Annotated in this window: 16 protein-coding genes; 12 read left to right on the top strand and 4 right to left on the bottom strand. The window is 70.8% G+C overall.

Features of this window, described 5'->3' with window-relative positions; all coding sequences use genetic code 11:
- The first annotated feature begins 2 nt into the window (after positions 1–2).
- The 7 genes from araB to AB0B33_RS10415 all read left to right on the top strand — a co-directional run bounded on the left by araB (position 3) and on the right by AB0B33_RS10415 (position 8528).
- Positions 3–1643, top strand: coding sequence for a ribulokinase (gene araB / locus AB0B33_RS10445; protein ID WP_360769336.1), 1641 nt, complete (start codon positions 3–5; stop codon positions 1641–1643).
- Complete coding sequence (locus tag AB0B33_RS10440; RefSeq protein WP_247023685.1) at positions 1643–2320, top strand: L-ribulose-5-phosphate 4-epimerase; 678 nt, start codon at positions 1643–1645, stop codon at positions 2318–2320. Before araB ends, AB0B33_RS10440 begins: the two co-directional genes overlap by 1 nt.
- Before the next feature lie 14 nt (positions 2321–2334).
- The gene (gene araA / locus AB0B33_RS10435; RefSeq protein WP_360769333.1) at positions 2335–3834 is read left to right on the top strand and encodes an L-arabinose isomerase; all 1500 of its coding nucleotides are present in this window, start codon (positions 2335–2337) and stop codon (positions 3832–3834) included.
- Positions 3835–3851: 17 nt separating this feature from the next.
- Positions 3852–4958, top strand: a complete 1107-nt coding sequence (gene chvE, locus AB0B33_RS10430) for a multiple monosaccharide ABC transporter substrate-binding protein (RefSeq protein WP_247023683.1) — start codon at positions 3852–3854, stop codon at positions 4956–4958.
- Positions 4955–6475 (top strand): multiple monosaccharide ABC transporter ATP-binding protein, encoded by a 1521-nt coding sequence (gene mmsA / locus AB0B33_RS10425; RefSeq protein WP_360769329.1) that lies wholly within the window; start codon positions 4955–4957, stop codon positions 6473–6475. Before chvE ends, mmsA begins: the two co-directional genes overlap by 4 nt.
- The gene (gene mmsB / locus AB0B33_RS10420) at positions 6472–7692 is read left to right on the top strand and encodes a multiple monosaccharide ABC transporter permease (protein WP_360769326.1); all 1221 of its coding nucleotides are present in this window, start codon (positions 6472–6474) and stop codon (positions 7690–7692) included. Before mmsA ends, mmsB begins: the two co-directional genes overlap by 4 nt.
- Before the next feature lie 143 nt (positions 7693–7835).
- On the top strand, positions 7836–8528 hold the full coding sequence (locus AB0B33_RS10415) for a hypothetical protein (protein WP_360769324.1): 693 nt from the start codon (positions 7836–7838) through the stop codon (positions 8526–8528).
- A gap of 1 nt (position 8529) precedes the next feature.
- Here AB0B33_RS10415 and AB0B33_RS10410 read toward each other — a convergent pair whose 3' ends face one another.
- The gene (locus AB0B33_RS10410; RefSeq protein ID WP_360769321.1) at positions 8530–9981 is read right to left on the bottom strand and encodes a DUF1996 domain-containing protein; all 1452 of its coding nucleotides are present in this window, start codon (positions 9979–9981) and stop codon (positions 8530–8532) included.
- Between the two features lie 227 nt (positions 9982–10208).
- On the opposite strand from AB0B33_RS10410, the gene AB0B33_RS10405 reads away from it, so the two are divergent.
- Positions 10209–11009: a substrate-binding domain-containing protein gene (locus tag AB0B33_RS10405; protein WP_247023678.1), complete on the top strand. Its 801-nt coding sequence runs from the start codon at positions 10209–10211 to the stop codon at positions 11007–11009.
- Between the two features lie 297 nt (positions 11010–11306).
- On the opposite strand, the gene glpK (AB0B33_RS10400) is transcribed toward AB0B33_RS10405, so the two are convergent.
- Both glpK (AB0B33_RS10400) and AB0B33_RS10395 read right to left on the bottom strand, forming a co-directional pair.
- Positions 11307–13256 (bottom strand): glycerol kinase GlpK, encoded by a 1950-nt coding sequence (gene glpK / locus AB0B33_RS10400; RefSeq protein ID WP_360769318.1) that lies wholly within the window; start codon positions 13254–13256, stop codon positions 11307–11309.
- 82 nt (positions 13257–13338) lie between these two features.
- The gene (locus AB0B33_RS10395; protein ID WP_360769314.1) at positions 13339–14091 is read right to left on the bottom strand and encodes an IclR family transcriptional regulator; all 753 of its coding nucleotides are present in this window, start codon (positions 14089–14091) and stop codon (positions 13339–13341) included.
- A 154-nt stretch (positions 14092–14245) separates the two neighbouring features.
- Between AB0B33_RS10395 and AB0B33_RS10390 the strand changes: the two genes are divergently transcribed.
- From AB0B33_RS10390 to AB0B33_RS10375, 4 genes are all read left to right on the top strand, one after another.
- A complete protein-coding gene (locus tag AB0B33_RS10390; RefSeq protein WP_247023674.1) occupies positions 14246–15067 on the top strand; it encodes an MIP/aquaporin family protein in 822 nt (273 codons plus the stop codon).
- A gap of 15 nt (positions 15068–15082) precedes the next feature.
- Complete coding sequence (gene glpK, locus AB0B33_RS10385) at positions 15083–16600, top strand: glycerol kinase GlpK (protein ID WP_360769310.1); 1518 nt, start codon at positions 15083–15085, stop codon at positions 16598–16600.
- Between the two features lie 7 nt (positions 16601–16607).
- Positions 16608–18317, top strand: coding sequence for a glycerol-3-phosphate dehydrogenase (glpD, locus tag AB0B33_RS10380; protein WP_360769307.1), 1710 nt, complete (start codon positions 16608–16610; stop codon positions 18315–18317).
- Positions 18318–18382: 65 nt separating this feature from the next.
- Positions 18383–19465, top strand: a complete 1083-nt coding sequence (locus AB0B33_RS10375; protein ID WP_360769304.1) for a hypothetical protein — start codon at positions 18383–18385, stop codon at positions 19463–19465.
- Here the strand turns inward: AB0B33_RS10375 and AB0B33_RS10370 are convergent.
- Positions 19380–20312 carry an aminoglycoside phosphotransferase family protein gene (locus tag AB0B33_RS10370; RefSeq protein WP_360769301.1) on the bottom strand — a complete coding sequence of 311 codons (933 nt, stop codon included), beginning with the start codon at positions 20310–20312 and terminating at the stop codon, positions 19380–19382. The genes AB0B33_RS10375 and AB0B33_RS10370 overlap by 86 nt on opposite strands.
- Positions 20313–20367 lie beyond the last annotated feature (55 nt).

The raw sequence follows: 20367 nt of genomic DNA, 5'->3' as shown, positions 1-20367 counted from the left end.
CCGTGGGAGAACCACTAACCGTCGGCGTCGACTTCGGCACGCTGTCGGGCCGCGCGGTGGTCGTGCGCGTGGCGGACGGGGCCGAGCTGGGCAGCGCGGTCTTCGAGTACCCGCACGGCGTGCTCGACGAGACGCTGCCGGCCACCGGCCGCGCGCTGCCGCCGGACTGGGCGCTGCAGGTGCCCGCGGACTACGTCGGGGTGCTCCGCACCGCCGTCCCGGCCGCGCTCACCGCGGCCGGGGCGGACCCGGCCGACGTCATCGGCATCGCCACCGACTTCACCGCCTGCACGATGGTGCCGACGACCGCGGACGGCACGCCGCTGTGCGAACTGCCCGAGTTCGCCGGCGACCCGCACGCCTACGTCAAGCTGTGGAAGCACCACGCGGCCCAGCCGCAGGCGGACCGGATCAACGAGCTGGCCCGCACCCGCGGCGAGAAGTGGCTGCCGCGCTACGGCGGGCTGATCTCCTCGGAGTGGGAGTTCGCCAAGGGACTCCAGGTGTTCGAAGAGGCGCCCGAGGTCTACGGCGCCATGCGGCACTGGGTCGAAGCGGCCGACTGGATCGTCTGGCAGCTCGCCGGGGTCTACGTCCGCAACGCCTGCACCGCCGGGTACAAGGGCATCCTCCAGGACGGCCAGTACCCGAGCCGCGACTTCCTCCGCGAGCTGGCGCCGGGCTTCGAGTCCTTCGTCGCCGACAAGCTGGAGCACCCGCTGGGCGAGCTGGGCTCCCGGGCGGGGTCGCTGACGGCGGAGGCGGCGGCGTGGACCGGGCTGCCGGAGGGCATCGCGGTCGCCGTTGGCAACGTTGACGCCCACGTCACCGCGCCCGCCGCGAACGCCGTCGAACCCGGGCAGATGGTCGCGATCATGGGCACCTCCACCTGCCACGTCATGAACGGCGCCGAACTGCGCGAGGTCCCCGGGATGTGCGGGGTCGTCGAAGGCGGCATCGTCCCCGGGCTCTGGGGCTACGAAGCCGGGCAGAGCGGCGTGGGCGACATCTTCGGCTGGTTCACCGGGCACTTCGCCCGCGACGGGCACGACGAGCTCACCCGGCTGGCCGCCCAGCAGGAGATCGGCGAACACGGCCTGGTCGCCCTCGACTGGCACAGCGGCAACCGGTCGGTGCTCGTCGACCACGAGCTGTCCGGCGTGATCGTCGGCCAGACCCTCGCCACCCGCCCCGAGGACGTCTACCGCGCGCTGCTCGAGGCCACCGCGTTCGGCACCCGCAAGATCATCGAGACGTTCGGCGAGGCCGGCGTCCCGGTCACCGAGCTGATCATCGCGGGCGGCCTGGTCAAGAACGCGCTGCTCATGCAGATCTACGCCGACGTCACCAACCTCCCGCTGTCGGTGATCGGCTCCGAGCAGGGCCCCGCGCTCGGGTCGGCCATGCACGCGGCCGTCGCCGCCGGCGCCCACGCCGACATCCGCGCGGCCGCGGAGGCGATGGGTTCGGTGCGCCGCGCGGTGTACCAGCCGGTCCCCGCCCACGTCGCCGCCTATGACGAGCTGTACGCCGAGTATACGACGCTGCACGACTACTTCGGCCGCGGCGGCAACGATGTCATGCACCGCCTCGCGGCCCGCCGCCGCGCCGTTTCCCGAGCTGTCGCGGAAGGACGGTCCTGATGTCCCTGACCGACGAGGTTCTCGACACCGTCGCGGAACTGCGGGAGACCGTGGCGAACCTGCACGGCGAGCTGACCCGCAACGCGCTGGTCATCTGGACCGCGGGCAATGTCTCGGCCCGCGTGCCCGGCCGCGAGCTGATGGTCATCAAGCCCTCCGGCGTGTCCTACGACGACCTGTCCGCCGACACCATGGTCGTCACCGACCTCCACGGCGAGCTGGTGCACGGCGAGCTCGCGCCGTCGTCGGACACCGCCGCGCACGCCTACGTCTACCGGCACATGCCCGAGATCGGCGGCGTCGTCCACACGCACTCGACCTACGCCACGGCGTGGGCCGCCCGCGGCCAGCCGATCCCGTGCGTGCTCACGATGATCGCCGACGAGTTCGGCGGCGAGGTGCCGGTCGGGCCGTTCGCCCTGATCGGCGACGACTCCATCGGCCGCGGCATCGTCGAAACGCTTCGTGCCAGCCGCTCGCCGGCCGTGCTCATGCGCAACCACGGCCCGTTCACCGTCGGCCGCACCGCCCGCGACGCCGTCAAGGCGGCGGTGATGGTCGAGGACGTGGCCCGCACCGTGCACAAGGCCTTCGAGCTGGGCACGCCCGAACCCCTGCCGCCCGAGGACGTCGACCGGCTCTACGCCCGGTACCAGAACGTCTACGGCCAGCACTGATTTCAAGGAGAACGATGACCCGCGCGTCGAAACCCCAGCTCTGGTTCCTCACCGGGAGCCAGGCCCTCTACGGCGAGGAGACCCTCGAACAGGTCGCCGGCCAGTCCCTGCGCATCCAGCAGCTGCTGGCCGCCTCCGGCGGGCTCCCGGCCGAGATCGTCGGCAAGCCGGTGCTCACCGAGTCCGCGTCCATCCGGCGCGTGCTGCAGGAAGCCAACGCCGACGCGGCCTGCGTCGGCGTGATCGCGTGGATGCACACCTTCTCGCCCGCGAAGATGTGGATCACCGGGCTGGACGCGCTGCGCAAGCCGCTGCTGCACCTGCACACCCAGCTCAACGAAGCCCTGCCGTGGTCGACCATCGACATGGACTTCATGAACCTCAACCAGGCCGCGCACGGCGACCGCGAGTTCGGGTTCATCCAGACGCGCCTGGGCGTGCCGCGCAAGACGGTCGCCGGGCACGTCGGCGACCCGGCCGTGGTCGCGCGGATCGACGCGTGGGCGCGGGCCGCGATCGGCGCCGACCACCTGCGGAACCTGCGGCTGGCCCGGTTCGGCGACAACATGCGCGACGTCGCCGTCACCGAAGGGGACAAGGTCGAGGCGGAGCTGCGGTTCGGCGTCTCGGTGAACACCTACGGCGTCAACGACCTGGTCGAGGTCGTGGACGCCGTGTCCGATGTGGACTCCCTCGTGGCGCAGTACGCGCAGGATTACAACGTTGTCGCCGACTTGGCGGCCGGGGGAGCGCGGCACGAGTCGCTGCGGTACGCGGCGAAGATCGAGGCCGGGCTGCGGAAGTTCCTCACCGACGGCGGGTTCGGCGCGTTCACCACGAACTTCGAGGACCTGGGCGGCCTGCGCCAGCTGCCCGGCCTGGCCGTCCAGCGGCTGATGGCCGACGGCTACGGCTTCGGCGGCGAGGGCGACTGGAAGACCTCGGCGCTGCTCGCCGCGGTCAAGGCGATGGGCGTCGGCGCCGACCGCGGCACGTCGTTCATGGAGGACTACACCTACCACTTCGGACCGGGCACGCCGAAGATCCTCGGCGCCCACATGCTCGAGGTCTGCCCGAGCATCGCCGCCGCGAAGCCGTCGTGCGAGATCCACGCGCTCGGCATCGGCGGCCGCGAGGACCCGGTCCGGCTGGTCTTCGACGCCCAGCCCGGGCCCGGCGTCACGCTCGGCCTGGTCGACCTCGGCGACCGGTTCCGCCTGGTGGCCAACGAGATCGAGGTCGTCGCGCCGGACGAGCCGCTGCCGAACCTGCCGGTGGCGCGGGCGGTCTGGGAGCCGGCGCCGTCGCTGTCGACCTCCGCGGAGTCGTGGATCACCGCCGGCGGCCCGCACCACACCGTGCTCACCCAGGCCGTCAGCACCGAATCCCTTCGCGACTTCGCGAACCTGCTCGGCGTCGAGCTGCTGGTGATCGACAAGGACACCACGCCGCACGGCTTCGCCGACCGCATCCGCTGGAACCAGGCGTACCACCGCCTCGCCCAGGGTTTCTGAGAAAGGAAAACGGAACAATGAAGTTCACCAGAGGAATCGCGGCGCTCGCGGCCGCGGGACTCGCGTTGACGCTCTCCGCGTGCGGGTCGAGCCAGAAGACCGCCGACCAGGCGGCGCCGGCCGGCACCGCGAGCGCGGCGGGCGCGCTGGTCGGCGTCACCATGCCGACCAAGTCGTCGGAGCGGTGGATCCACGACGGCGACAACATCAAGTCGGCGCTGGAGAAGCTCGGGTACAAGGTCGACCTGCAGTACGCCGAGAACGACATCCCGACCCAGGTGAACCAGATCGAGAACCAGATCACCAAGGGCGCGAAGCTCCTGGTCGTCGCCTCGATCGACGGCACCGCCATCACCACCCAGCTGCAGGAGGCGGCGGACAAGAAGATCCCGGTCATCGCCTACGACCGGCTGATCCGCAACTCGCCCAACGTCGACTACTACGCCACCTTCGACAACTTCAAGGTCGGCGTCGAGCAAGCGAACTCGCTGGTCAAGGGCCTGGGCACCGGCCCGGGACCGTTCAACATCGAGCTGTTCGCCGGCTCGCCGGACGACAACAACGCCACCTTCTTCTTCAACGGCGCCATGTCCGTCCTGAAGCCCCTGATGGACAGTGGCAAGCTGGTCGTCAAGAGCGGGCAGACCGACTTCGCCCGCGCGGCCATCCTGCGCTGGGACCCGGCCACCGCGCAGCGGCGCATGGAGGACCTGCTCACCAAGACCTACACCGGTGGCGCGAAGGTCGCGGGCGTGCTTTCGCCGTACGACGGCCTGTCGATCGGCATCCTGTCGGCGCTGAAGAGCAACGGCTACGGCACCGCCGGCCAGCCGTACGCGATCGTCACCGGGCAGGACGCCGAGGTCGCCTCGGTCAAGTCCATCATCGCCGGTGAGCAGTACTCGACGGTCTTCAAGGACACCCGCATCCTCGCCGACACCACGGTGAAGATGGCCGACGCGGTGCTCAAGGGCGGCAAGCCCGAGGTCAACAACACCACCGACTACGACAACGGCAAGAAGGTCGTCCCGTCCTTCCTCCTGCAGCCGGTCACCGTGGACAAGGCCAACTACCAGAAGGAGCTCGTGGACTCCGGCTACTACACGGCAGGTCAGCTGAAATGACCGAACTACTCGGCATGCGCGGGATCACCAAGACCTTCCCCGGGGTCAAGGCGCTGTCCGACGTCACGCTTTCCGTGCGCCACGGGGAGATCCACGCGATCTGCGGGGAGAACGGCGCCGGGAAGTCCACCCTGATGAAGGTGCTCTCGGGCGTCTACCCCCACGGGACCTACGACGGCGAGATCACCTTCGACGGGCAGCGGTGCGAGTTCGGGTCGGTGCGCGACAGCGAACGGCGCGGGATCGTGATCATCCACCAGGAGCTCGCGCTGTGCGGTCAGTTGTCGATCGCGGAGAACATCTTCCTCGGCAACGAACAGCACAAGCGGGGCTGGATCGACTGGAACCGCACCAACCACGAGGCCGACGCGCTCCTGCGGCGCGTCGGCCTCGCCGAAAACGCGACCCGGGCGGTGCAGGAACTCGGCGTCGGCAAGCAGCAGCTCGTCGAAATCGCCAAAGCCCTGTCGAAGGAGGTGAAGCTGCTCATCCTCGACGAGCCCACCGCGGCGCTCAACGACGACGACTCGGCCCACCTGCTCGACCTGCTGCGCGGGCTGCGCGACGAGGGTGTGACCTGCGTGATCATCTCGCACAAGCTGGGCGAGGTGACCGCGATCGCCGACACCGTCACGATCCTGCGCGACGGCCGCACCATCGAGACGCTGGACGCGGCCGGGCTGACCGAAGAGCGGATCATCACCGGGATGGTCGGGCGCGACCTCGAGCACCGCTTCCCGCCCCGGGAGCCGGACATCGGCGAAGAGGTGCTGCGGATCGAGGACTGGACCGTGCACAGCCCGAGCCAGGCCGGGCGCGTCGTCGTCGACAACGCGTCGCTTTCCCTGCGGCGCGGGGAGATCGTCGGGCTGGCGGGGTTGATGGGCGCGGGCCGCACCGAGCTCGCGATGAGCGTGTTCGGCCGGTCCTACGGCAAGGACATCTCCGGGCGGATCGTCAAGCACGGGAAGGAGATCGAGGTCCGGTCGGTGCAGGACGCCGTCCGCCACGGCATCGCCTACGCCACCGAGGACCGGAAGCGCTACGGGCTCAACCTGATCGAGGACATCCAGCGCAACGTGTCCGCGGCCGGGCTGGGCAAGCTGGCGAAGCGGGGGTGGGTGAACGAGCACGCCGAGCACGACACGGCCGCCCGCTACCACCGCGACCTGCGGATCAAGGCGCCGTCCGTGCGCAGCGTGACCGGGAAGCTCTCCGGCGGCAACCAGCAGAAGGTCGTGCTGGCCAAGTGGATCTTCACCGACCCGGACGTGCTGATCCTCGACGAGCCGACCCGCGGCATCGACGTCGGCGCGAAGTTCGAGATCTACACGATCATCAACGAACTGGCCGCCCAGGGGAAGGCCGTCCTGGTCATCTCCTCCGAGCTGCCGGAACTGCTCGGGCTCTGCGACCGGATCTACGCGCTCTCGGCGGGGCGCATCACCGGCGAGGCGACCCGCGAACAAGCCACCCAGGAACTGCTCATGCAGTACATGACCAAGGAACGGCAATGACCACGACCGAAGCGCGGCCCGACGCGCCCCCGGCCGAGCGCTCCGCCCGGCGGATCTCGATCAACCCGCGCCAGAGCGGCATCTACGTCGCGTTCGCGCTGATCGTGGTCCTGTTCGAGGTGCTCACCGGCGGTGCGCTGCTGGAACCGCAGAACATCTCCAACATCATCGTGCAGAACAGCTACGTGCTGATCCTCGCGATCGGGATGATCCTGGTGATCATCTCCGGGCACATCGACCTGTCCGCCGGGTCGGTCGTGGCGATGACCGGCGCGGTGTCGGCGGTGCTGATGGTGAACTGGCACCTGCCGTGGTTCTGGGCGGTGCTGATCACGCTCGTCGTCGGCGCGGTGATCGGCGCGTGGCAGGGCTACTGGGTCGCCTACTTCGGGATCCCGGCGTTCATCGTGACGCTCGCCGGGATGCTGGCGTTCCGGGCGCTGACCCTGACGGTGCTGGGCAACCAGGGCATCGGGCCGTTCCCGGACGCCATCCGCACGCTGTCCAACGGCTTCACCGACGGCTACCTGGGCAACATCGGCCTCGGGCCGCTCGGGGGCGCCGACCTGGTGTCGCTGCTCGCCGGCGTCGCCGCGGTGGCCGGGATCGGGTTCACGCAGTGGCGCAAGCGCTCGGCGCGGCTGGGCTACGGGCAGGACGTCGACCCGTTCCCGATGTTCGTCCTCAAGCTCGCCGGGATCGCGGTGCTGGTCCTCGCGCTGGTCGTGCAGCTGGCGCGGTTCAAGAACCTGCCGTGGGTGCTGATCCTGCTGGCGGTGCTGGTGCTCGGCTACTCGCTGGTGGCCGGGAAGTCCGTGTTCGGGCGGCACATCTACGCCGTCGGCGGCAACCTGCAGGCCGCGACGCTCTCGGGCGTCAAGGTCAAGTCGGTGACGTTCTGGATCTTCGTCAACATGGGCGTGCTGGCGGCGCTGGCCGGGATCATCTTCGCGGGCCGGCTCAACCAGGCCGGCCCGACGGCGGGCGTCAACTTCGAGCTGGACGCGATCGCGGCGGCGTTCATCGGCGGCGCGGCGGTGCAGGGCGGCGTCGGCAAGGTGGTCGGCGCGATCACCGGCGGCCTGATCATGGCGGTCATCAACAACGGCATGTCCCTGATCGGCGCGCCGAGCGAGCGGGTGATGCTCGTGAAGGGCGTCGTGCTGCTGGCCGCGGTGGCCTACGACATCTGGACGAAACGCCGCGCGGCTTCCTGAGCGACGGCGTCGAAAGGGGCTTTCCCCGTGCCTCCCGCACGGGGAAAGCTCCTTTCTTTTTCGAAGTTCTCGAATTGCTTGACCGGGCGGTAACGGGACGGTCATAGTGCTGGTGAATCCCTCACCAGTGGAGGCCCCATCCCATGCACAAAGCCGTGCGTTCCCTCGTGGTTTCCTTGACCGTGGCTGCTTCCGTGGCCACCTCGGCCGGTGTCGCAACAGCTGCGACGTGGTCGTCTTCGGACCAATGGGCGACCTGGTCCAACGGCGGGTACACGATCCGCAACGACGTCTGGGGCGGTGGGGCGGGCCCGCAGACCATCTGGGCGAATTCGTATTCGAACTGGGGAGTCTGGTCGAACCAGCCGAACACCGGCGGCGTGAAGTCGTACCCGCATTCGGCGAAGAACGTCGGCAAGAAGCTCAGCGCGCTCGGGAAGGTTTCCAGCAGCTTCTCGGTCAACCGGCCGGGCAGCGGCGCTTACGAGACCGCATACGACATCTGGGCGGACAACAACGCCTACGAGACCATGCTGTGGATGAACAAGCAGGGCGCGGTGGGCCCGCTCGGCAGCAAGCAGACGACGGCCACGGTCGGCGGCCACACCTGGGACGTCTACAAAGGATCGAACGGGTCGAACGCGGTGTTCTCGTTCGTGCGCACGTCGAACACCAACGCGGGCACGGTCGACGTCCTGGCGGTGCTGAACTGGATCCGGGCCCGTGGCTGGTTCGGCGACGTGACGCTCGGCGAAGTCCAGTTCGGCTTCGAGATCACCTCGTCCGCCGGTGGACTGGACTTCGCCGCGAACAGCTACTCCGTCACCACGTCCTGAGCTACTGGTTGCAGCGCTTGCCGGTGTTGATGCAGTTGACCACCTGGTTCATCAGGCGCTGGCCCATGACGTTGGCGAAGTCGTCGTGGTCCGAACGCGGGTTGTGGCTCTCCTGCGGGAAGGCGTCCACTTTGTACTGGCCCTTCACCTGGATGTCGTGCGGGATGTCGTAGACCAGCTTGATGACCAGCTGCGGCACGTTCTTGAAGCCCTGCGGGCACTTGCCCTGCTGGTCGGCGAACACGATGTGCGTGCGGTGGTTGGCGCTGTCGATGTTCTTGCCGTCCCAGCAGTTCGGGAACGCGTGGATCCGCTCGACCCGGCTGTTCTGCGGGCAGATCGGGTAGTGGTCGGTCAGCCGGTCTTCGAACCCGGTGCACGTCCAGCTGGGCCGGGCGTTGGCCGGGCCGTTGGTGCTCTGCTTGGCGTCGCCGTAGAGGACGCGGAGGAACTGCGGCATCGCGACGACCCGCTTCGCGCCACCGCTGGTGAACGTGATCGTCGCCGAGCGGACGCGCTGGATGTCGCCGTCGTTGCCCGCCAGTTCGTTCTGGTCGTTGACGCCCGGCAGTTCGGTCGCCTGGCCGCCACCGCTGTTCTGGCCGCCGTTGTCGAGCCCGCCTTGGCCGTTCTGCTTGAGCGCGCACGCCGCGAGCCCACCGAGGTCGGTCGGCTTCGCGGCGCGGCGGCCGATCGCGATGGCGATCCGGTCGATGGTCGCCGCCCGCTTGTCCTTGAGCGGGCCGACGACGGCGTTCTGGACGTCCTGCGGCGTCTTGAGGTCGCCGTTCGCGATCCGCTGGTTGGCCTCGTCGATCTGCTTGTCGAGCAGGTCGAGGTTGCGGTTCACCTCGTCCATGGCCTGGTCGGGGACGTCGGGGAGCTTGCTGGCGACGTCCGGGCAGTCGACCTGGGTGCTCGCCTTGTCCTTGGCGCTGCCGGCGCGGTCGGGCTGGGTGGCGGGCGGGTTCGCCGCTTCCTCCTCGCCGGTGTCGATCCGGACGACGGGCCAGAAGTACGCGGACTTGTCGCCGTTGCGGCAGGTCGTGCCGGCCTTCACCAGGCTCTTGTTGTTCGAGTCGGCGTTGGTCGAGAGGTTGCCGACGTAGTCGTGGAGGTGCTGCGCGCCGTTGCGGATCCCGGGCTGCGCGATGAAGTTGTCGGGGTTGAAGTGCTGGTTTTCGTTGCGGCCGCAGTCCACGGTGAACGTGCCGCGCGCGCCTTGCCGCTGCAGCGCCTTGTTCACGTTAACACCACTGGGAACCTTGGCGATGTCGAGGAAGAACGACGGGTCTGCCTCGTCGGCGCTGGCCTCGCCGGTGCGCCCGGCGGTGGTCGCGACGACGATGCCGCCGACAGCGAGCGCGAGGGCGAGGCCGCCGGTCGCGATCTTCGTGCGGCGGGTGATGCGATGCCTGCCCGTGGCGGGAGTGCGGGTGGTTTTCCGGGCCATGGTCACCTCGTTCGGTTTTCCGGGCACGCCGGAGAGGGCTGCGTACCCGGTGGGAGACGCGCGGAACCCGGGGGAGTGCCACCGCGTCCGGGGCACTTGGTTCCGGCACTGGCAGAAACGGCTCCCGCCGAGGGGTGGTTCAAGCGGCGAAGGGCGCGTTATCGTTTCGTTATTTATGGAAGGCGAACAAAGTTCACGTCCGGTGGTGTGATCGCTAACATCGCCCCATGTCCCTGGACGACGGCCCCTTGCCCGCCCGCCGGGGCACGCTCGGCGTGATCGCGACCGGCTCCACCGCCTCCGGCGCGACCTTGAACGGCCTCCGTTCGGCCGCCCGGGAGCAGGGGTACGCGCTGACCGTCTTCAGCGTCCCGGGCCGCGACGGCGCGGCGGTCCCGGCCGCGGTGGCCGGCCTGCTGCTGCAGGGCGTGGCGGGCATCGTCGTGCTCGACGCCCGGTTCGTCCCGGACCCGGCCCCGATCCCCCTCGTCCCGGCGGCGTCGACCGACCAGTACGCGGGTGCCCGCCGGGCCACGGAGCACCTTCTGGACCTCGGCCACCTGACGGTCTGGCACCTGGGCGGCCCGGAAGACGGCCCGGCCGCCCGCGCCCGCGAGCGAGGCTGGCGAGAAACGTTGGAGCGCCACGGCGCGGAAGTCCCGCCGGTGGTCCGCGGCGACTGGTCCGCGAAGTCCGGCTACCGAGCGGGCCAGTCCCTGGCGGCGGAACCCGGTGTGCGAGCGGTGTTCTCGGCCAACGACCACATGGCACTGGGCCTGCTGGCGGCGTTCAGCGAGGCGGGAATGCGGGTTCCCCGCGACGCCCACGTGGTCGGCTTCGACGACGTCCCGGAGGCGGCGTTCTTCGCTCCGCCGTTGACGACGGTCCGCCAGGACTTCGTGGCGGCGGGCCGCCAGACGCTCGCGGCCCTGGCGGCCCGCATCGACGGGGTGGCGGGACCGGCGCGGGGCACGGTGGAGGGGGAGCTGGTGGTGCGGGAGAGCAGCCGCTGCCTGAAAACCGTCTAGAGCGTGTCCGGCGGATCTTTCTCATGATCGTGTGCAGACGATGGGCGTGGACGGACGCGGTGAGCTGACGGACAAGGCCGGGGCGAGGATCGCGCCGTCGCTGCCGGCGCGGACGGGGACGTGGGACCCGATCCTCGAGCAGGCGATCGTCAAAGACGATTACCTCGGGACGCTGGAGGACAACGTCGCGTTCGTGGTCAGCGTCGATCCACGACCGTCCGGGCACCCGCGCAGGACTGACGGCCAAGCTCCGCTTGGCCGTCGATGCCAAGGACCCAAGATCCCCAGGACACGTCCTCAAAGGGTGAGCCGGTCGCCCAGCTCGCGGATGTGGTCCGCGTTCCCGCAGTCCAGGTCCAGCTGGCGGCGCCGTTCCGCGACGAACACCCGGCCCAGCCCGGTGCGGTCCGAAGTGGACATCGTGCGGCGCAAGTCGTTCAGCAGGCCGCGTTCCTCGCTCCGCACGTGCGCGTCCACGATGTTCTCCAAGTGCGGCAACGCCTTCTCGAAGTCCTCGCTCTCCAGCACCGCGAGAAGGTCGTCGGCGAACGGCGAACCCGGGGAGTCCGGCCGGACGATCCGCTCGGTCGCCGTCGCGTGGGCGACCAGCAGAGCCGCCAGCTCCGCCACCGAAGCCGCGCGGTCCGCTTCCGTGTTGCGCAGGTCGCGCAGCAGCTGCTCGAACCGGCGGTGGTCGGCCAGCAGGACCTCGACCAGGTCCGAGCCGGGCGGGGCCGCGGCCGGGCCGGGGCGCATCCAGCCGAACGTCAGCTCCACCGCCTGGCGCCAGTGGCCGTACTCGGAGGTCCGGCGGGCCGGGTCCATCGCCGGGAGCCACTGGCCGGCGCGGTGCCAGTTGCGGCGCAGGCCCTCCAGGTCCGGCCAGTAGCCGACCGACAGCCCGGCCGCGTAGGCCGCGCCCAGCGACACCGTCTCCGCCACCATCGGGCGGACCACCGGGACGTCGAGGACGTCGGCGATGAACTGCATCAGCAGGTTGTCCGCGGTCATCCCGCCGTCGACCTTCAGGGACGACAGCGCCAGCCCGGAGTCCGCGTTCATCGCGTCGACGACCTCGCGGGTCTGCCAGCCGGTCGCCTCCAGCACCGCCCGCGCGAGGTGGCCCTTCGTGATGTACGACGTCAGGCCGGCGATCACCCCGCGGGCCTCGCTGTGCCAGTGCGGGGCGAACAGCCCGGAGAACGCGGGCACGATGTAGCAGCCGCCGTTGTCCTCGACCGTCCTGGCCAGCGTCTCGATCTCCGGGGCGCTCCCGATCAGCTCCAGCCCGTCGCGGAACCACTGCACCAGCGACCCGGTGACGGCGATCGAGCCTTCCAGCGCGTACACCGCGGGCTCGTCGCCGATCTTGAAGCCGACCGTGGTGAGCATGCCGTGGGTCGACAGCACCGGGGTCGGGCCGGTGTTGAGCAGCAGGAAGCTGCCGGTGCCGTAGGTGCACTTCGCCTCGCCGGGCGCGAAGCACGTCTGGCCGAACAGCGCGGCCTGCTGGTCGCCCAGCGCCGCGGCGATGCGGATTTCGGGCACCACCCGCGACGTCGTGCCGTAGACCTCCGTCGAGGACCGGATCTCCGGCAGCATCGCGCGCGGGACGTCGAAGAAGTCCAGGAGCTCGTCGTCCCAGCTGAGGGTGCGCAGGTTCATCAACATGGTGCGCGAGGCGTTGGTGACGTCGGTGACGTGCACGCCGCCCTCGGCGCCGCCGGTCAGGTTCCAGATGAGCCAGCTCTCGATGGTGCCGAAGAGGACGTCGCCGCGCTCGGCGCGTTCGCGCAGGCCGGGGGTGCGGTCGAGCAGCCAGCGGATGCGCGGTGCGGAGAAGTACGTCGCCAGCGGCAGGCCGCACAGCTGCCGCACGCGGTCGGCGCCGGGCTCGCGGGCGAGCTGTTCGAGCATGGCGTCGGTGCGGGTGTCCTGCCAGACGATCGCGCGCCCGACCGGGTTGCCGGTCCGCCGGTCCCACAGCACGGTGGTCTCGCGCTGGTTGGCGATCCCGAGCCCGACCACCTGCTCGGCGCCCGCCCCGGCGTCGGCCAGCGCCTGCGGGACGATCCGCGACACGTTCCGCCAGATCTCGACGGCGTCGTGCTCGACCCACCCGGGCCGCGGGAAGTGCTGCTGGTGCTCGCGCTGCACGACCGACACGAGCCGGCCGCGGGCGTCGAACAGGATGCACCGGGTGGAGGTGGTGCCCTGGTCGATGGACATCACGTACCGCTGGACCACGTGCTCACCTCCGTACCGGCCGGGCCGGGTGGCCGGGCCCGGCCAAGTCCCGCTGAGGCCGGGTCCATGCCGGGCACCTCCTTCACCATCGCGACGCACCCAGGTCGCGCGACACCGCACGCGCCGCGTCGCGGACGTGGCCCAGCAACCTCGGGCTCGGGCTGCCGTCCGGCTCGCAGATCCGCTCCACCGCGCCGGACACGCCGATCGCGCCGACCACGATGCCGCCGTGGCCGCGGATCGGGGCCGCGATCCCCGCCTCGCCGGAGATCATCTCGCTGTTCTCCGCCGCCCAGCCCGCCTCCCGTACCTTCGCACACGCCCGCTTGATCGCCGTCTGGGTGACCAGCGTCCGGCGCGTGTAGGACTCCGGGTCCGCCTTCAACGTCGTGTCGTAGGCCAGCAGGACCTTGCCGAGCGCGGTCGCGTGCAGCGGCAGCAGCGTGCCGACGTCGAGGCTCTGCAGGCTGTCGTCGGGGCGGAACACGTGGTGCACCACCAGCACCCGGCCCTCCAGCGGCGCGCCGATCCGGACGGCCTCGCCGCTGCGCGAGGCCAGCGCGTCCGCCCAGTTGATCGCGCGGGAGCGCAGCTCGTTGACGTCGAGGTAGCTCGTGCCCAGGTGCAGCAGCGCCGCGCCGAGCTGGTACTTGCCCGTGTCGCGGTCCTGCTCGACGAACCCGACGCCCTGCAGCGTGCGCAGGATCCCGTGCGCCGTGCCCTTGGCCAGCTCGAGCGACTCGGCGATCTCGCCGACGCCCAGACGCCCCGAACCGCGCGCCAGCAACCGCAGGATCGCGGCGGCGCGCTCGATGGACTGGATCGGACCGGGCACGCCGCCAACCTAACCCGACCGGCCCTGATTCGACAATGTCGAACATCCACATCGGCCGTTCGACAATGCCGACCGCCTTCCGTTGACCGGCTGTGACCGGCGAGCTTGGCTGGAACCCACCAGGGGGAACAACGGTCCTTTGTGGAGGAAAGCAATGGTGCGAAACCTCAAGGCCCGCGGGCTCGGCGGCGAGATGGCCGCCGAGTTCGTGGGAACGATGATCCTCATCCTGTTCGGGTGCGGGGTGGTGGCGCAGGTCGCCGCCGCGGGCATCGGGGACCACGACAGCATTGCCTGGGCCTGGGGGCTCGGCGTCACGCTCGGTGTCTACGTCGCTTCGCGGATCAGCGGCGCGCACCTGAACCCGGCCGTGACCATCGCGCTCGCGGTGTTCAAGGGCTTCGAGTGGCGCAAGGTCGCCCCGTACGCCGTGGCGCAGACCGCCGGCGCGTTCCTGGCCGCCCTGCTGGTGCGCTGGAACTACACCGAGGTGCTCAACGCCAAGGACCCCGGCCTCACGATCAAGACCCAGGGCGTCTTCTCCACCCTGCCGGGCAACGGCACGCTCCCGGTGGGCGACTGGGGCGCCTTCCGCGACCAGATCATCGGCACCGCGATCCTCCTGATCGTCCTCTTCGCCATCACCGACCTGCGCAACACCTCGCCGGGCGCGAACCTGGCCCCGGTCGTCGTCGGCTTCCTGGTCGTCGCGATCGGCATGGCCTGGGGCACCAACGCCGGCTACGCGATCAACCCCGCCCGCGACTTCGGCCCGCGCCTGGCGTCCTGGCTGACCGGCTACGACACAGCGTGGTCCGACCAGTACGGCTTCCCCTACTGGTGGATCCCGATCGTGGGCCCGATCATCGGCGCCCTCGTCGGCGGCGCGATCTACAAGTACCTGATCGAGCGCTTCCTGCCCGCCGGGGACCCGCTGGACGCCATGCCCGCCAAGGACCTCGAGCCCGCCAACTGAGTGAGGAGTACCCGCATGCCTGACTACGTCGGCGCCGTTGACCAGGGCACCACGAGCACCCGCTTCATGATCTTCGACCACGGCGGCAACGAAATCGCCCGCCACCAGCTCGAACACGAGCAGATCCTGCCCAAGCCGGGCTGGGTCGAGCACGACGCCACCGAGATCTGGGAACGCACCCGCTCGGTCATCGCGACCGCGCTCAACAAGGCCAACCTGACGGCGGGGGACCTGGCCGCGCTCGGCATCACCAACCAGCGCGAGACCACGGTCGTGTGGAACCGCCGCACCGGCCGCCCGTACCACAACGCGATCGTCTGGCAGGACACGCGCACCGACCGGATCGCCTCCGCACTGGAGCGCGAAGGCAAGGGCGAGGTCATCCGCCGCAAGGCCGGCCTCCCGCCCGCCACGTACTTCTCCGGCGGCAAGCTGCAGTGGATCCTCGAAAACGTCGACGGCGTGCGCGAGGACGCGGAGAAGGGCGACGCCCTCTTCGGCACCACCGACTCGTGGCTCATCTGGAACCTGACCGGCGGCCCGGACGGCGGCGTGCACGTCACCGACCCGACCAACGCCTCGCGCACCATGCTGATGGACCTGGAGACCCTCGACTGGGACGACGAGCTCCTGTCGTTCTTCACCGTCCCGCGCGCGATGCTGCCGGCGATCCGGCCGTCGTCGAACCCGGGCTTCTTCGGGGTCACCCGGGCGGACGGCCCGCTCGGCGGCGAGGTCGCCATCACCGGCGTCCTCGGCGACCAGCAGGCGGCCACCGTCGGCCAGGTCTGCTTCCGGCCCGGCGAGGCCAAGAACACCTACGGCACCGGCAACTTCCTGCTGCTCAACACCGGCCAGGAGCTGGTGCGCTCGAAGCACGGCCTGCTGACGACGCTGTGCTACCAGTTCGGCGACGAGAAGCCGGTCTACGCGCTCGAAGGCTCGATCGCCGTCACGGGGTCCGCGGTGCAGTGGCTGCGCGACCAGCTGGGCGTCATCAGCGGTGCGTCGCAGAGCGAGAGCCTGGCCCGCCAGGTCGAGGACAACGGCGGCGTCTACTTCGTCCCGGCGTTCTCCGGGCTGTTCGCGCCGTACTGGCGGTCCGACGCGCGCGGCGCGATCGTCGGCCTGACCCGGGCCACGACCAACGCCCACCTGGCGCGGGCCACCTTGGAAGCGATCTGCTACCAGACCCGCGACGTCGTCGAGGCCATGCAGAACGACTCCGGCGTCACCCTCGACGTGCTGCGGGTCGACGGCGGTGTCACCGCCAACGAACTGTGCATGCAGCTGCAGGCGGACATCCTCGGCGTGCCGGTGTCGAAGCCGGTCGTCGCCGAGACCACCGCGCTCGGTGCCGCGTACGCGGCCGGGCTGGCCGTCGGCTTCTGGCGGTCGACCGACGAGCTGGAACAGAACTGGAACGAAGACAAGCGCTGGACGCCGTCGTGGAACGACGAGCAGCGCGCCGAGGGCTACGCGGGCTGGCAGAAAGCCGTCGGCCGCACGCTCGACTGGGTCGATGTGGAGTGAGGATCCGATGAAGAGGAGTTCGGTGGAAGCCGTGCCGCTGTCCCCGCTGTACCGGGCGGAGACGCTGAAGAAGCTGGCGCGCGAAGAGGTCGACGTGCTGGTCGTCGGCGGGGGAGTGACCGGGGCCGGCGTCGCGCTCGACGCCGCGTCGCGGGGCCTGTCGACCGCGCTGGTCGAGGCGCGTGACTTCGCCGCCGGCACGTCCAGCCGGTCGTCGAAGCTGATCCACGGTGGCCTGCGCTACCTGGAGCAGCTCGACTTCAAGCTGGTGCGCGAGGCGCTCAAGGAACGCGGGCTGCTGCTGCAGAAGCTCGCGCCGCACCTGGTGCGGCCGGTGAAGTTCCTGGTGCCGCTGCAGCACCGGGTGTGGGAGCGCGGGTACATCGGCGCCGGCGTCACGCTGTACGACACGCTCGGCGGCGCCCGCGCCCTCCCGCGGCACCGGCACCTGTCCAAGCGCGGCGCGTTCAAGGCGGCGCCGGCACTGGCCGATGACGCGCTGATCGGCGCGATCCAGTACTACGACGCCCAGGTCGACGACGCCCGCCACACGATGACGATCGCGCGGACGGCCGCCGAGCAGGGCGCTTCGGTGCTGACGCGGGCTCGCGTGACTTCGCTGCTTCGCGAGGGTTCTCGCGTGGTCGGTGCGAAGGTGGTCGACCGCGAAAGCGGCGTCGAGTTCGAGGTCCGGGCTCGCACGGTCGTCGCCGCGACGGGCGTGTGGAGCGACGACATGGCGGAGGCGGCCGGGATCCCCGCGCCGTTCACCGTCCGCGCGTCGAAGGGCATCCACCTGGTGGTGCCGCGGGAGAAGATCGACCTCGACACCGGGCTGATCCTGCGCACCGAGAAGAGTGTCCTCTTCGTGATCCCGTGGGGCCGCCACTGGATCGTCGGCACCACCGACACCGAGTGGGACCTCGACCGTGAGCACCCGGCGGCGAGCCGCGCGGACGTCGACTACGTGCTGGAGCACCTCAACAAGGTGCTCCGGACCCCGGTGACGCACGACGACATCGAGGGCGTCTACGCGGGCCTGCGACCGCTGCTCGCGGCGAAGGCGGCCGCGACGACGAAGCTGTCGCGGGAACACGCGGTGGCGCACCCGGTGCCGGGCCTGGTGATCGTGGCCGGCGGCAAGTACACGACGTACCGGGTGATGGCCGCGGACACGGTCGACGTGGTGGTCGAGGACGTCGGCCGCCCGGCCCCGCCGTCGTGGACCGACCGCCTCCCGATCGTCGGCGCGGACGGCTACCACGAGCTGTGGGACGACCGCTTCGGCGTCGCTTCGCGGGCGGGCCTCACGGTGCCGCAGGTCGAGCACCTCCTGCAGCGCTACGGCACGCGGATCTGGAACCTCCTGGACCTGATCCGCGACGAGCCCGAGCTGGGCTCGCCGATCCCGGGCGCTTCGGAGTACCTGCGTGCCGAAGCGGTGTACGCAGCTTCGCACGAAGGCGCGCTGCACCTGGAGGACGTCCTGACCCGCCGGACGCGCATCTCGATCGAGGAGCGCGACCGCGGTGTCACGGCGGCCCCCGAGGTCGCGGCGCTGATGGCCCCGGTGCTGGGCTGGGACGCGCACCGCACCGAGCGCGAGGTGGCCAACTACCTCGCGCGGGTGGCGGCCGAGCGCTCGGCCCAGGAGGCCCCGGACGACGCGGCGGCGAACGCCACCCGCCTCGCGGCGCCGGCGCTCTTGCCGGGCTGACTCAACCGATCGCCGCCGCCGCGCGTGGACACCCCGGAACCCACCTGACAGGGGAGGAGCAGGGGATGTTCAGAGGTGTTCTCGCGACGGCGGTGGCGATGACTGTGCTCGCCGCGGTCCCGGCGAGTGCGGACGAGGTGACCGGGCCGGTCGACCTCGGCACGCTGCCCGGCGGGCTGACCAGCTCGGGACTGCTGGTGACGAACCACGGCACGGTGTTCGGCGAGGCGTACGACAAGGCGTTCGACGTGCACGGGGCCCGCTGGGACCCGGCCGGCCGGATCAGCGAGCTGCGGCCGCTGGACGGCTACCGCACGGTGAAAGCCACCGCGCTCAACGAGGCCGGCGTCGCGGTCGGGGATTCGACCAACCACTTCACAACCGGGCGGGCCACCCGCTGGGACGCCTCCGGCATGCCGGTCGAGCTGGAACAGCCGACCGGTTTCCCGGGTTACCCGTGGTCCACGCCGGTCGCGATCAACGAGAGCGGCGTGGTCGCCGGGACCGCCTACGGCGCGCCCGGCCCGGACGCCGCGGTGCGGTGGGACAGCCTGGGCAAGGTCACCGTCCTCGGCCTCGGCCGGGCCAGGGCGGTCAACGACGCGGGCGCGGTGATCAGCGAGTCCACGTACTGGGACCCCGCGGGCAACGTCGTCGCGCTGACCGACGGTGGTTCACTGCACGACCTCGACAACGCCGGCACCGTGGTCGGCAGCATCGGCGTCCACGCGGCGAAGTGGGACTCGACGGGCCGTCCCACGGTGCTCGACACCACCTGGGAGGCCAGCGAGGCGCTGGCCATCGCCGCCGACGGGTCGATCGTCGGCGAGGTGCGCGACAAGGACTCCACCACGCGGATCGCGCGCTGGGACGCGGCGGGCACGCTCACCGTGCTCCCGGACGGCGGGGAAAGCCGGTTCACCGCCGTGAGCCCGTCGGGCGCGGTGCTCGGGCAGCTCGACGCGGGGACGCCGGTGGTGTGGGACCGGGCCGGCCGGGTGCTGCGGCTGCCGGTGCCCGACGGCGGGATCTGCTTCGCGAAGGGGCTGGACGACTGGGAGGTCACGGGGTCGTGTTCGCTGCCGGGCCAGAACTCCCACGCGGTGCTGTGGCGCTTCGGGGAGCCGGTCGGCAACCAAGCTCGGTGAGCACGTACCGGGCGTTGGCGGAGATGACCGGGTTGGTGTGCCGGTAGTACGGCAGCTGGATCACGGCCATCGACAACGCCCAGCCGCGGCCGCGGGCCCAGGTCGCTTCCCCGGCGCCGAGGGCGTCGCGGAAGACCGGGCGCGTGGCCGCGGACAGCAAGTTCCACGCGGGGACCAGGTCGCAGGCCGGGTCGCCCAGGCCCGCGGTCGCCCAGTCGAGGACGCCGCTGAGGCGGCCGTCACGCAGCAGCAGATTACTGGGCATGAGGTCGGAGTGGACCCAGCACGGCGGTCCGGTCCATTGTGGAGCTTCGAGCGCTTCGGACCAGACGGCGAGGGCCGCGTCCGCGTCGAACGGCTCATCGGTGCGGCTCAGCTCGCCGATCGCCCGGCGGGTGGCCCGGTCGACCAGTGCCAGGGGTTTGCCGCGGTAAGCCGGGGGACCGTCCGCTCGCCGCGACCGGAGGGCGCGGACGAACTCCGCCAGGTCGTGGGCCGGTGCGGGCCGCCCTTCGAGGGCGGGCGCACCGTCGAGCCAGCGGTGCACCGCCCACGGCCACGGATAGCCCTCGGCCGGTTCGCCCACCGCGACGACGGCCGGGACCGCCGCCGGCAACCCGCCGAGCGCGGCGAGCACCCGGCGCTCCTTCGCGATGTCGGACGCGCCGCCGGCGGTCAGCGGAAGCCGGACCGTGAGGCCGGTGCCGAGCCGGTACACCGCGTTGGCCGTGCCACCGGAGGCCAGGCGGATGAGCGGCAACCGGGCCCACCGCGGGAACCGGCCGTCGACGAGCCGCCGGACCAGCGCGGTGTCGATCGCGTGCTCGTCGGCGTGCATCCGGCCCATGTGAGCACGCAACCACGCACGTCAACCGGGTTTCCGTGACACCAGGCACCCCGGA

The sequence above is a fragment of the Amycolatopsis sp. NPDC049159 genome (assembly GCF_040648295.1).
Classification (GTDB): Bacteria; Actinomycetota; Actinomycetes; order Mycobacteriales; family Pseudonocardiaceae; genus Amycolatopsis; species Amycolatopsis pretoriensis_A.
Note: the sequence above shows the minus strand (reverse complement) of the source record. Positions and strands in the feature narration are given on the sequence as shown.

Coding starts and splice junctions, on each gene's coding strand:
- AB0B33_RS10440 (WP_247023685.1), top strand. CDS start 1,643: ATGTCCCTGACCGACGAGGTTCTCGACACCGTCGCGGAACTGCGGGAG.
- araA (WP_360769333.1), top strand. CDS start 2,335: ATGACCCGCGCGTCGAAACCCCAGCTCTGGTTCCTCACCGGGAGCCAG.
- chvE (WP_247023683.1), top strand. CDS start 3,852: ATGAAGTTCACCAGAGGAATCGCGGCGCTCGCGGCCGCGGGACTCGCG.
- mmsA (WP_360769329.1), top strand. CDS start 4,955: ATGACCGAACTACTCGGCATGCGCGGGATCACCAAGACCTTCCCCGGG.
- mmsB (WP_360769326.1), top strand. CDS start 6,472: ATGACCACGACCGAAGCGCGGCCCGACGCGCCCCCGGCCGAGCGCTCC.
- AB0B33_RS10415 (WP_360769324.1), top strand. CDS start 7,836: ATGCACAAAGCCGTGCGTTCCCTCGTGGTTTCCTTGACCGTGGCTGCT.
- AB0B33_RS10410 (WP_360769321.1), bottom strand. CDS start 9,981: ATGGCCCGGAAAACCACCCGCACTCCCGCCACGGGCAGGCATCGCATC.
- AB0B33_RS10405 (WP_247023678.1), top strand. CDS start 10,209: ATGTCCCTGGACGACGGCCCCTTGCCCGCCCGCCGGGGCACGCTCGGC.
- AB0B33_RS10390 (WP_247023674.1), top strand. CDS start 14,246: ATGGTGCGAAACCTCAAGGCCCGCGGGCTCGGCGGCGAGATGGCCGCC.
- glpK (WP_360769310.1), top strand. CDS start 15,083: ATGCCTGACTACGTCGGCGCCGTTGACCAGGGCACCACGAGCACCCGC.
- glpD (WP_360769307.1), top strand. CDS start 16,608: ATGAAGAGGAGTTCGGTGGAAGCCGTGCCGCTGTCCCCGCTGTACCGG.
- AB0B33_RS10375 (WP_360769304.1), top strand. CDS start 18,383: ATGTTCAGAGGTGTTCTCGCGACGGCGGTGGCGATGACTGTGCTCGCC.
- AB0B33_RS10370 (WP_360769301.1), bottom strand. CDS start 20,312: ATGGGCCGGATGCACGCCGACGAGCACGCGATCGACACCGCGCTGGTC.